The 13,623-nt window shown below is 36.6% G+C and carries 7 protein-coding genes; 1 reads left to right on the top strand and 6 read right to left on the bottom strand.

The genetic code is table 11. From position 1 onward, the window contains the following. The first annotated feature begins 276 nt into the window (after positions 1-276). Entirely contained in the window at positions 277-3,363 is a 3,087-nt protein-coding gene (locus GQ593_RS00590; RefSeq protein ID WP_160430147.1) for a beta-galactosidase, read from the top strand. A 53-nt stretch (positions 3,364-3,416) separates the two neighbouring features. Here GQ593_RS00590 and recB read toward each other — a convergent pair whose 3' ends face one another. From recB to pnp, 6 genes are all read right to left on the bottom strand, one after another. Continuing rightward, complete coding sequence (recB, locus tag GQ593_RS00585; protein ID WP_160430146.1) at positions 3,417-6,890, bottom strand: exodeoxyribonuclease V subunit beta; 3,474 nt, start codon at positions 6,888-6,890, stop codon at positions 3,417-3,419. After that, on the bottom strand, positions 6,869-7,327 hold the full coding sequence (gene sixA, locus GQ593_RS00580; protein WP_085247388.1) for a phosphohistidine phosphatase SixA: 459 nt from the start codon (positions 7,325-7,327) through the stop codon (positions 6,869-6,871). The genes recB and sixA overlap by 22 nt, the downstream gene beginning before the upstream one ends. Positions 7,328-7,337: 10 nt before the next feature. Continuing rightward, the gene (locus GQ593_RS00575) at positions 7,338-7,634 is read right to left on the bottom strand and encodes a YfcZ/YiiS family protein (protein ID WP_085247387.1); all 297 of its coding nucleotides are present in this window, start codon (positions 7,632-7,634) and stop codon (positions 7,338-7,340) included. Between the two features lie 850 nt (positions 7,635-8,484). Beyond that, the gene (locus GQ593_RS00570; protein ID WP_160430145.1) at positions 8,485-10,251 is read right to left on the bottom strand and encodes a DEAD/DEAH family ATP-dependent RNA helicase; all 1,767 of its coding nucleotides are present in this window, start codon (positions 10,249-10,251) and stop codon (positions 8,485-8,487) included. A 358-nt stretch (positions 10,252-10,609) separates the two neighbouring features. Then, the gene (gene nlpI / locus GQ593_RS00565) at positions 10,610-11,464 is read right to left on the bottom strand and encodes a lipoprotein NlpI (protein WP_160430144.1); all 855 of its coding nucleotides are present in this window, start codon (positions 11,462-11,464) and stop codon (positions 10,610-10,612) included. Between the two features lie 36 nt (positions 11,465-11,500). Next, positions 11,501-13,615 (bottom strand): polyribonucleotide nucleotidyltransferase, encoded by a 2,115-nt coding sequence (gene pnp / locus GQ593_RS00560; protein ID WP_160430143.1) that lies wholly within the window; start codon positions 13,613-13,615, stop codon positions 11,501-11,503. Positions 13,616-13,623 lie beyond the last annotated feature (8 nt).

The raw sequence follows: 13,623 nt of genomic DNA, 5'->3' as shown, positions 1-13,623 counted from the left end.
CGACTATTCAAAAACTAAATACTAATATTGTGATTGATATCACATTAAAAATTATCACTTTATATAACAACACAAACAAGTGTAATCGGTCATTCTTAAAAAAATTGCAAAACAATAAAACATATATTATATAAAAATGTATACGATTACATAAATGTTAACTTCATCACTGTTTTTAATCACCTGTAATTTATAATTTATAAAAGCGCAATGATAATACGAGTAATGATCAGTTATCAGCATTATATAAACAAACCAAATTAGTGGGTGAACTATATGTATCCTTCCTTCAATGAAATAATAAATCGGCACGATTGGAATAACTTATCTGTTTTAAGTATTAATCGACTTGATACTCATCCAAAATTTCATAGCTGGCGAGATAAGCAACAAGCTAAAAATAACAGTAATTCCAATTCGATATTATCGCTAAATGGCGATTGGTTTTTTAGCTATTACTGTAACCCAAAACAAGTACCTGAATCTTGGTTACACAAAGAGGTTGATAACACAACCATTGCTGTCCCTTCTAATTGGCAACTACAAGGTTATGATGCTCCAGTTTATACTAATATTCGCTATCCATTTCCTTATAATCCGCCATTTATACCAGAAGAAAACCCAACTGGCTGTTATTCTCGATATATCAACATCACCAAAGAATGGCTTGCTAAAGGTAATACAAGAATTATATTTGATGGAGTCAGTTCTGCATTTCATCTTTGGTGTAATGGCAAATGGGTTGGCTATTCACAAGATAGCCGAATTGCAGCAGAATTTGATTTAACACCTTTTCTAAAAGTCGGTGAAAATCGCATAGCAGTATTAGTTTTAAAATGGTGTGAGGGAAGTTACCTTGAAGATCAAGACATGTGGCGATTAAGTGGTATTTTTCGTGGCGTCTGTTTACTAAATAAACCTAAATCACATTTACGTGATATTCACATTGACACCTTACTTGACGCTTGTTATCAAAATGCCACTTTATCACTACAGGTTGATGTCCAACATGCGGGAAATATGGATTTATTAAGTGTCGGTATTGAATTATGGCAGCAAGATAAATTAATTGTTAATCATATGCAATCGATAGGCCTACCTTTTGTTGATGAAAAGGGAGGATATACTGACCGCTTACATTGTCAGATACCGATTACCAAACCACAATTATGGAGCGCTGAAACCCCAAACCTTTATCGTGTTGTTGTGAGTTTATATCACACAAAAACAGGATTGATTGAATCAGAAGCTTATAACATCGGATTTAGAACCGTTGAAATCAAACATGGACAACTATGTCTCAACGGTAATCCACTACTGATTAAAGGGACAAATCGTCATGAGTTTTACCCTGATTTAGGATATGCATTGACCGAAGAAGCAATGCTACACGATATTAAGCTTATCAAACAACATAATTTTAATGCGGTGCGTTGTAGCCATTATCCTAATGATCCACGTTGGTATGATCTTTGTGATCAATATGGTTTGTATTTAGTTGATGAAGCAAATATTGAATCGCATGGTATGTTTCCTATGTCTCGCCTATCTGATGATCCTAGCTGGTTTGCTGCTTATAGTGAGCGAGTAACACGGATGGTTCAGCGCGATCGTAATCATCCATCCATTATCATCTGGTCTCTCGGAAATGAATCAGGACATGGATCAAACCACGACGCCCTATATGCTTGGATCAAAAGTAATGATCCAACCCGCCCAGTACAATATGAAGGTGGTGGTGCCAATACTACCGCCACTGATATAATTTGCCCAATGTATGCGCGTGTTGAACAAGATCAGCCCCACCCTAATGTGCCAAAATGGGCAATAAAAAAATGGATCTCAATGCCTGATGAAAATCGTCCACTTATTTTATGTGAATATGCCCATGCAATGGGTAACAGCCTAGGTGCTTTTTACAAATACTGGCAAGCATTTAGACAATACCCTAGATTGCAAGGTGGATTTATTTGGGAATGGGCTGATCATGGTATACGTTGTCAAAAAAAATCAGGTGAAAGTTATTGGGCTTATGGTGGTGATTTTGGTGAAGCTTATCATGATAGGCAATTTTGCTTGGATGGATTAGTGTTTCCTGATAGGACTTCTCACCCTAGTTTAATTGAAGCAAAAAAAGTACAGCAACCATTCCAATTTAAGCTAATTAGTCAAAAACCGTTGATTATTGATATTACAAACGAATATCTATTTCGCCATACTAATAATGAAAGTTTATATTGGGAACTGTTAATTAATGGGAAAAAACATCAAAGCGGAAAAATTAAACTTGATATTCAGCCCGATAGTGCATTACAAGTTACCCTACTTAACGATATACCAAGCAATTTACACTGTGAGGACTTACATTTATCAGTAAGAGTTATTCAAAATAAAGCGACACCATGGTCACCAGCTGGCCATATAGTTGCATGGGAACAGTGGCGACTAGTTAATTCATATATTGCACCCTTAGCTTTTTGCCAAACAAAAAGTAAGCTCACATTGACTGAAACCCAAGATGATTACCTTGTTCATTATAAAAACCAATGTTGGCAATTTAATAAAATAACAGGGCAGCTTTGCCAATGGACAAAAGGAAACAAACCATTATTATCCTCGGCTTTTGCTGATCAGTTTATTCGTGCACCTGTTGATAATGACATTGGTATTAGTGGTGATTTTGATAGTAATAATAATCCATTTGCTTGGATTGAACAGTGGAAGGCAGCTGGTTATTACAACCTTACTCATCAATGTTTGGGCATAAATATCTCACAATCACCCGATAAAATTGTGATTGAAGCACTACATGGATATTTCGTTAACAATAAAAAAGTCATTCAAAGTAGATGGCAACACCTGTTTGATCAAGAAGGCAAGTTGACTTTATCTGTGCAAGTTGATATTGCCAATGATATGCCAGCACCCGCGCGAATTGGTTTAAGTTATCAAATAAAACAGATCCCTAAAAAAGTAAAATGGCTTGGTTTAGGCCCTCATGAAAATTATCCTGATCGAAAAGCCTCGGCTATTTTTGGTGATTGGTCATTACCTTTTGCCGAACTTTACACACCTTATATTTACCCGTGTGAAAATGGTTTACGCTGTGATGTAAAAAAATTGCAACTTAATGAGATGACAATAACTGGGCAGCAATTTAAATTCAACATTAATCAATATGGCACTGAGCAACTAATGGCAAAAACACACCGTCATTTATTAGAACCCAAGTCATGTGCCTATGTCAGCATTGATGCTTATCATATGGGGATTGGTGGTGATGATTCTTGGACACCAAATGTACATCGTGAATTTTTGCTGACAGATAAGCATTATAACTATCAACTGATTTTTAAGTGTTAATTAAAAATACTTAATTCTAAAAAAATAAGGCACAAATAATTAGTGCCTTATTTTTAATTAGTTAACACATCACCCTCAAATAGCTTATCAAGCTCTTCGATAAACGCCTGCTCAGGTAGATGGTAAAAGATGCCATGTTCTGGCATACCACGCAAAAACAGATAGTAAACACCCCCAAAATGGGTTTGATATTGGTAATTTGCTAAGCGACCTTTTAAAAAGCGATGCAAGGCTAAACAGTAAAGTTGATATTGTAGGTCGTAGCGATGTTCACACATCACTTTTTCTAATGCTTCTTGATTATAAGAATCAGCGCATTCCCCTAACCAATTAGATTTATAATCGACCACATAATATTTACCTTCAAATTTAAAGACTAAGTCAATAAATCCCCTTAGCATGCCTTGTACCGAATCAAAATCCAACTCAGGACATATTCTTGATAAGCTATCATATTTTTTACATAAGCTATCTAATTGCTGGCTAGTTACTGTTTTACGTATAGGAAGATAAAATTGTAATTCATTAATATGTTGCCCCATTAATACTTGCGATAATATTAAATTTGGCTCATGCAGTTGTGTTGTCAATACTTGTTGCATCCAATTTGTTGCTACACCACTCCATGCTGGCTCTAAATTGAGTTTTTTTACCATTTGATTACATAATTCATCAAGATTATCTGGTGTGATCTCTTCCATAATGCTGTGCATTAATGTACCCACATATGCCCCTTTCGGAAAGTGGTGGATATCATATTGTATATCAGTTGACGGAGCACTAGCAGATTCAAGTTGGAGTTCATCCCAATCATTAATAATATCGGGATTGTAAGTCGATACTGTATGATTGTGTTTTTGTAACTCAGTATAGCTTGTGACCCGCCAATCACTCGAGAGGTTACGTGAAAACGCATTAGCCGATAAGGATTGGTTTGGCAAAATTTGGGGAATATACTGCTGGCTATCAATTGGTAGTTGAACATCAACCAGATTAGCTATACTTGCAATTGATCGTAATTCACTTTTTAATAAATGATTAATCGCTGATTGGTTTTTCTTCAACGAGGCAAGCCCAATACTACAATGATAAACCGAACGGGTCATGGCTACATACAATAATCGTAAATCTTCGGCAAGACGTTCGTTTTCTATCTGTTGCTTGATCTCATCAGTCAGTAACCATGCATAAGTTAGCTGATAGTCATTGTCTTTATCATGATAAAATTGACTGTCCGACGCACGACACATCGAAATAAATGGTAACCAAACAATCGGAAATTCCAACCCTTTTGATTTATGAATGGTAATAATCTTCACCAGATTTTCATCACTTTCAAGGCGTTGCTGATGATTTTCTAAATTAGGGTCGGGACTAACGATTTGTTTTGTCAACCAGCGAATTAACGCATGTGGACTATCTAATTCATTTGACGCTTCTTGGAGTAATTCACCTAAATGCATTAAGTTAGTTAATATTCGTTCACCATCTTGGCGAGCTAAAATATTTTCAGCTAAATGACGTTTTTTCATCATTCGGCGTAACATAACTAACACACCATAGTATTGCCAAATTGCTTGGTATTGTTTGAACTCTTCCACTAAACTTTCCCATTTATCTTGATCATCAGTGATTTGTTCAAGTTCAGTCATGGTTTGCCCTAATAGCGAGGTCATTAATGCAAGCTTGAGCATTGTTTCGTTTTCAGGCATTAAGACAGCTTGCAATAGGCTCAATACATCTTTTGCCTCTATTGAAGAAAAGACACTACTATGGTTTGATAAATAGACACTTTTAACGCCACAATTAGCTAATTTTTGTTGAATAATTTCGGCTTCACGCCCAGTGCGCACTAAGATCGCAATATCAGCTGTAGTTACAGGTCGTTGCTGTTGTTCATTATCAATTAACATTGTCGAATTAGACAATAAAGTCACAATTTGATTAGCACAACAGCTTGCTATATGTTCTTGATAATCTGTATTGTTAGCGATATCATCAGGCAGTAAATAAGCAGTTAATGCTGCAAACTCTTGGTTGTTAACTTGCAAAAACTTTTGCTGATTGCGTTTTGCTGCCTCCATGGGTAAAAAAGGAATATCTTCAAATATAAATGGATTATTGCAATTAGCAAACAATTGATTAACCGCTTTAACCATCGCAGCTGATGAACGATGGTTGACATCCATGGTAAAATAATTTTCTCCAGTCGATTGTTTAGCCTTTAGATAAGTGAATATATCAGCCCCTCGAAAGCTGTAAATCGCTTGCTTTGGGTCGCCAATAAATAGTAAACCTCGATCTAGCCGTTGGTTATCATAAATACGGTTAAAAATTTGATACTGCGTGGGATCGGTATCTTGGAATTCATCAATCAAAGCAACGCAGTATTTTGACGCAATACTTTGCGCTAATCTTTCACCTGTTTTTGCTTGTAATGCGCGATTAAGTTGCCCTATAAGATCATCAAAGCTCATTTCGCCATTTTTGCTTTTTTCGCTATAGAGCCCTTGTTGAATCACACTGACAATATCCATTAAGATTTGGCTACGTAAGTCAAGCGGTTGTGAATATAGATCATCAATTTGTTCAAAGACAAAATGACAAGGTGCGCTCTTTCCTTCTTTTGTCTTTTCGATTAATACCGATTGCTTAAATTTTTTAAGTTCATCTGGTAATTCAAACGTGTGAGTTGCGCTATTAGCCCATGCTGATACTTTAATTACCCAATTGGGTAAATGTCGGCTACTATAAGATTGTTTGCTAACACCTGATTGCGTAATGATATTGACTAATTCATCAGACAAGGCTAACCAAGACTGTTTGACACTTTCAATTCTTTCAAAATTTTGTTGGTAAAATGCCTTAATTGTTGTACCAATATCTGGATTTACCTTGTTAGTATTGTTAAGTTCCAAACTTAAATAAGGATTGATATCTTTTAATAAAGCGGTTGGATCTTGCCATGTTGCAAGTACTAAATAAGCAAGCTGTTTATCAAGTGGCGTAAAGTAGTGACGCCAAAACTCTTGTGTTACCCTTAATTTCAGTTGAGATTCATCAGAAATTAGCTTTTGTTCAAATAAAACGCCAGACTCAAACGCATGGCTAGTTAAGATACGCTGACAAAAACTATGAATAGTATAAATTGCCGCATCATCCATTGATTGTTGAGCATCTGTTAGCCGTTGTATTGCTAATTTTTGATCATCAATTAACTCAATCAGTTGTTGATAAATCGGATCTTGATGCTGCCCTTGTAGCAGTCCAATTCGCAATTCTTGAATATTTTTTCTTATTCGGGAACGTAGTTCTTGAGTTGCAGCTTTAGTAAAAGTAACAACCAGAATTTCGTTAACTTCTAAAGGTCTTGGATAACTATTTTGACCGATACCAAGTAACAATCTTAAGTAAATAAAGGCAAGTGAATAAGTTTTACCTGTTCCAGCCGATGCTTCAATTAAGGTTCGACCAGTTAAAGGTAAATCAAAAAGATTGAGTTTTTTTACTCCACTTGATGAAACCATTCAAGCTTTCCTGCAGAGTCTGGCAATAAATTAATACAAGCAATGGCAGCAGTAGGAAACATAGGCGGAGAAACTTGCGGGCACAGTTCATTAACTAAATATCCCACCAATGGCAAATGCGACACCACGATCACATTATCAACCCCATCAGCTAACAATAATGTTAATACGTCAACAATATGAGATGGGCTACCACCGGGCACTAAAAATTGATTAGTTTCAACTTTTTCAACATGAACATGCGATGATAATTCAGTCAATGTTTGTTGTGCTCGGAGATAAGGACTCACTAAGCCAAAATCAAATTGATAATCCTGCTGTTTAAGCCATATTCCAGCTTGATTTGACTGAATAATACCATAATCTGTTAATGTTCGACTTGAATCGGATGAAGCAGAAAATCCTGCTTCACCATGTCTCATAATACAAACTTTCATCAATATTTAATTAACGTAATTTTAATTGAAAAATCATGGATTCTGCACCACAGCAAAAAGTGAATTTTACTGATAATTTAAAACCATCATTAATTTTTTCAATATTACTTTCAATTTTGCAAGGCTCGGTTTCAACATCTTTGGCGGCTTGTGTTAATGATGCCAACTTTTGTTGAGCTTCAGATTCTGTCGCAAAAACACGCTCATATTCAGCGCTACAATCTTCGTTGTCAATTATTGTACCAACATCCACACAACAGCATGCTGCTGTTTCGTTTGCTTTACATTTGTTTAAAGAATCTGTCATGCTACACCTCTGTTTAGCCATTAATATTGCTAGTAGTATACTCTCTATCATCACTTAGGGCAAAGTGCTAACTCTGTTTTGTTTTAGTTTTGTTATTTATAATAACTCGATAACTAACCGCTTTAACAAATTTTGATTGAGTTTTTAAGTCATATATCGGAATTATTCGCGTTGTTTACCGTAATTTGAAAATCGACTGTATAACGCCGTCTCCCCCAAACAAGCGATACGGTGTTTATACTATAAAAAATCACGTCTCTGATTTGGCTAACTACTTTATATTTATGGCTAATCGTCCAACTATTTATCGCACTGAAAGATCTCATTAAACATTCAATAACATGACTGCTATTGAATATAAAACACAAGAACAGATAGCATCATTTTCTAGATGAGTTGCGTGCTCACTATCGGATATTTACCCAACTATTCACCTTTTAGGTTATATTTTTTGTAAAAAATATTCAGGATTCTATACCGTTTCGGGATAAATTGAGACTTTGCCATCGTTCATTGGTTAAAACGTGCGCTCGCCATCGTATCCATTAGAAATACACAAAACCAACCAGCCCTAAAATAAATGGGTAAGTCAAAAGCGTAATACGTACTTTAATGGCGATGTGCCATAATCCGCAAATAATGAGTCATTCAAAAGATAGAAAACTAAAAGTTTAAGCGATTACAGGTAAAACGTTTTATGAGCTTTTTAGATGATTATTTTCATCATGAAGTGTAAACAACCCGAAGTATTCCTACCAGCCATATAATTAGTTTTCTGAATAAATGTTAGCAGGATATAACAACAAACTACTAATGAACAAACCTCTGCCAGACGGCAGAGGTCATATCATTAAAATTTAGGAGCGGAAGGACGACCTCGTTTTTTAGCAAATCCTTTATCAGATGTATCAGATTTATTACCTTTACGACCTCGCTTAGGTTCGGACATTGTGCCATTAACTAGGCTCATCTTCATTGGTTGATTAAGCACTCTTACCTTTTCAAAGTGTTTTAATATGTCTTTCGGCATGCCTTTTGGTAACTCAACGGTTGAATAAGTATCATAAAGCTTGATATTACCAATATAACGGCTACTAATATCGGCTTCATTAGCAATTGCTCCAACAATATGACGCACTTCAACACCGTTTTCTTTACCTAGTTCGATACGGTACATATCCATGTCACCCACATCTCGGCGTTCACGACGCTTTGGTGCTTCGCGGTTATCTCCTCGTAGACGGCGCTCACCACCACGATTATCTCGATCACGACTATCGCGTGATGGCTTAAATACCGGATCAGGTGGAAGAATCAATGGACGTTCACCTTGTGCTAATTTGAGCAATGCAGTTGCAATTGTTTCAAGATCAGCACCACTTTCGGCTTGTATTTGCGCTAATAAATTTTGGTATTGATCTAAATCACTACTCTCTAACTGTTTTTGGACTTGCTCCGTAAATTTAGTTAAACGACGTTTTTCGAGCAGCTCTTTAGATGGTAAGCCAACTTCAGGAATCGGTTTTTTGATCGTTTGTTCGATATTTTTAAGCAAGCGACGTTCACGGCTATCAACAAATAAAATAGCGCGACCTGCTCGACCTGCTCGACCTGTTCGTCCGATACGATGCACATAAGATTCAGAATCTAAGGTAATATCATAATTGATAACCAAACTAATACGCTCAACATCCAAACCACGAGCTGCAACATCAGTTGCAATTAAAATATCTAATCGACCATTACGTAAACGATCTAATGTTTGTTCACGCAATTGTTGTGTCATATCACCATTTAAAGCGGCACAACTATAACCGTGTTTTTCAAGCACTTCTGCCACATCTAAAGTAGCCGATTTTGTTCGAACAAAAATAATCGCTGCGTCAAAATCTTCAGCTTCTAAAAAGCGAACAATCGCTTCATTTTTACGCATACCTCGAACAAGCCAATAGCTTTGGTCAATATCAGGTGCCGTTTGTTTAGTACCTTTAATTTGAACTTCTTTAGGATTATGCATAAATCGTTTAGTAATACGGCGAATTGGCGCGGGCATCGTTGCTGAAAATAATGCTGTTTGATGATTTTCGGGTATCGTTGCCATGATGCTTTCAACATCATCAATAAAGCCCATTCTTAACATTTCGTCAGCTTCATCAAGTACTAAACCTTTCAAATTGGAAAGATCTAGTGTTTTACGATTTAAGTGATCAAGCAAACGCCCTGGTGTACCAACCACTATTTGTGGCCCTTGTTTTAACGCACGTAATTGCACGTCATAACGCTGCCCGCCATATAAAGCTAGTACTTTTACTCCTTTCATATATTTTGAATATTCAGAACAAGCATCTGCAACTTGCATAGCCAGTTCGCGTGTTGGAGCTAGCACTAAAAGTTGTGGTGCTTTTAAGCTTGCATCGATATTCATCAAGAAAGGAATTGAAAATGCGGCAGTTTTACCACTACCCGTTTGCGCCATTCCCAATACATCGTTACCTGCTAATAATAGAGGTATACATTCAGATTGAATAGGTGATGGTTTGTTAAAACCAAGATCATTTAATGCATTAAGGATATCCTCGGATAAACCAAGGTCAATAAAAGAAACGTCTTTTGTCATGTAAACTCGCTTATAAACTTTGAATATATAAGCTTGCTTATTTAGTTAGCAAAAAGATTGATAATGATTAACCAATATCAATTAAGATTCCTCTTATTTTTGCTAAACCAAATAAAGAAAGCAGATATAAATTTATGCCAGCTCACTAAATTGAAAATTTACAACTCACCCCAATAACTAACTGCCGATATTGACTCAACAACTATTCGATATAGAAACAACTTAAATTTAAAGCTAATTAATGCTTATATAATCTAAGATAAAGTTAACTGCATTACAAATGTTGAGAATATGTTATTTGGCAAATCAGAACTACGCTATAACAATATTTTCACTTTTAAAACTGGCATGACCCTTGTTACTTTTCTTCAAGTAACTTCATTTCATAGAGTGCCTGTTGATGTTCAACATAGTTATAAATATTATTGGCTAAAGCATATTTAAATAACATTTTGGCACGCTCGTTGTCACCTTTACTTTGATAATACTTACCTAAGTAAAAATAGACTTCACAAAGGCGCTCGGCTAACTGCCGATTATTTTCAGCACCTTGTTGAAGGTTTTGCATTAATTTAGACTCACTTATTTTGTCTAAATAAAATGCAACAATATTGCTACTATAAATCGTTTTATCATTAATCAGATCATAACGTTTTTGTAGCTCATTTTGGGCAACTTTATTGTTGATCTCCTTCTCAATCAGATAAAGCCATAAAATCCTAATAGGTTCATTCACATCATATTGATAAAACTGCAATGCATCTTGCTCGGCTGCTTGATAATGCCCTGTACGATATAACGCAATTGCCCGATTTAAATAAGCATAAGCATAAGTAGGATCAAGCTCTAAGGTTGTATTAAACGATGTTAAAGCTTCATCAAAATTACCTTCTCTAAGCGCATAAGTCCCTAAAAAATTATGAACATCAGGGATTTCTGGATTAAAATTTAACAAATACGAAAAATCGCTTTGTGCAAAGGCTTTAAAACCTAATGAATCGTAAACAATACCACGCTCAAAGATAAGTTGCATTCGCGTTACAGTATCAAGATCTTTTCGTGATAACTGTTGGCTGATCTGAGCAATTTTTAATTCATCATCATATGAAACTTGCTCAGGCACAGCCAGCAAAGGCTGAGAATGAGAACAACCCGACAAAAGAATAACAACTAACAAAAAGCAGTATACAGTCCTCAGGTTGAATAATTTCACTTCTCCCCCCCTAGCCTAGTGACGTGAATCACAGTTTTATTCTGCAGTCGGAGCAACGTCTACTGTCGACTCAACAGCATCTTTCATGCTTAAACGGATTCTGCCTTGGCGATCAATTTCGAGTACTTTCACATTCACTTCTTGACCTACTTTTAAATAATCAGCCACTTTTTCGACTCGATGATCAGCAATTTGAGAAACATGGACAAGTCCCTCTTTTCCGCCAATAACAGAGACAAAAGCACCAAAATCAACAATTCGAGTTACTTTTCCTGCATAAATTTTACCAATTTCGACATCAGCAACTAAATTAGTAATACGCGCCATGGCATCTTTCGCTTTATTACCATCTGAAGCGGCAATCTTAACTGTACCATCGTCAGTGATTTCAATAGTTGTTCCTGTTTCTTCGGTTAAGGCTCGAATAGTTGCGCCACCTTTACCGATAATATCGCGGATTTTATCAGGATTTACATTCATCGTATAAATACGTGGTGCAAATTCTGATATTTCTTGACGAGGTTTATTAATTGCTTGTTCCATTACACTTAAAATGTGTAAACGTGCACCTTTCGCTTGATTAAGTGCCACTTGCATAATTTCTTTAGTGATACCTTCAATTTTGATATCCATTTGTAATGCACTAACGCCTTCACGCGTACCTGCTACTTTAAAGTCCATATCACCAAGATGGTCTTCATCACCAAGAATATCTGACAATACCACAAACTGCTCGCCTTCTTTTACCAGCCCCATTGCAATACCAGCAACCGATGACTTAATTGGCACGCCAGCATCCATTAGTGCAAGTGAAGCCCCACAAACAGAAGCCATTGAAGATGAACCATTTGATTCGGTAATTTCTGACACAACGCGGACAGTGTATGGAAATTCTTCACGACTTGGCATTACAGCTGCAACACCACGTTTAGCTAAACGACCATGACCAATTTCACGGCGTTTTGGTGATCCAACCATGCCTGTTTCACCAACAGAATAGGGTGGAAAGTTGTAATGAAGTAAGAAACGTTCAGTATATTCACCCGTTAATTCATCAATAATCTGAGCATCACGCTCTGTCCCTAAAGTTGCAGTAACTAATGCTTGGGTTTCACCACGTGTAAACAAAGCACTACCATGCGTTCTTGGTAAAACACCTGTACGGATATCAAGCGCACGAATCATATCTTTTTCGCGACCATCAATACGAGGTTCGCCGGCAATAACACGCTTACGAACAATTTGGCTCTCTAAATCGACGATGATATTGATAACTTCGTTTTCATCTAATTCTTCATTTTGTTCTTTTAGTGCGGCTAATACTTCTTCTTTGATTAAATCAATTTGAGCATAGCGCGCTTGTTTTTCGGTTATACGATAAGCTTCACCTAGGCGCTCTTTTGCGAGTTCAACAATGGCATTGTATAGCACTTCGTTTTTAGCTGGCGCTACCCAATCCCATTTTTCACAATTGGCTTTTCCTACAAATTCATTGATATTATCAATAACAACTTGTTGTTGTTCATGACCAAATACTACTGCGGCTAACATTTGATCTTCAGTCAGTAAATCAGCTTCAGATTCAACCATTAATACTGCACTTTTAGTTCCTGCAACCACTAAATCTAAACGACTTGTTGCAAGCTCTTTCACAGATGGATTTAAGACAAATTCATCATTGATAAAGCCGACACGCGCAGCACCGATAGGCCCATGGAATGGCACACCTGATAAGCAAAGCGCAGCAGAAGCACCGATCATAGCAACTAAGTCTGGGCTCACATCAGGATTAACTGAAACAACGGTTGCAATAATTTGGATTTCATTAACAAATCCTTCTGGGAACAATGGGCGAAGTGGACGGTCAATCAAACGTGCAATTAAGGTTTCACCTTCACTTGGGCGACCTTCTCGTTTAAAAAAACCACCAGGAATACGCCCAGCAGCATAGGTACGTTCTTGGTAATTAACTGTTAGTGGGAAGAAGTCTTGACCTTCTTTCACTTTTTTATTGGCAACAACGGTAACAAATACAGCGGTGTCATCCATATTAACCATAACAGCTGCCGTTGCTTGACGAGCCATAATACCTGTTTCTAAAGTAACAGTATGACGACCATATTGAAATTTTTGATGAATCGGATTAAACAAAATAATGT

This window comes from Gilliamella sp. Pas-s25 (genome assembly GCF_009795885.1).
Taxonomy (GTDB): Bacteria; Pseudomonadota; Gammaproteobacteria; order Enterobacterales; family Orbaceae; genus Gilliamella.
The sequence above is the reverse complement of the archived record's forward strand: the minus strand, read 5'-3'. Positions and strand labels throughout refer to the sequence as shown.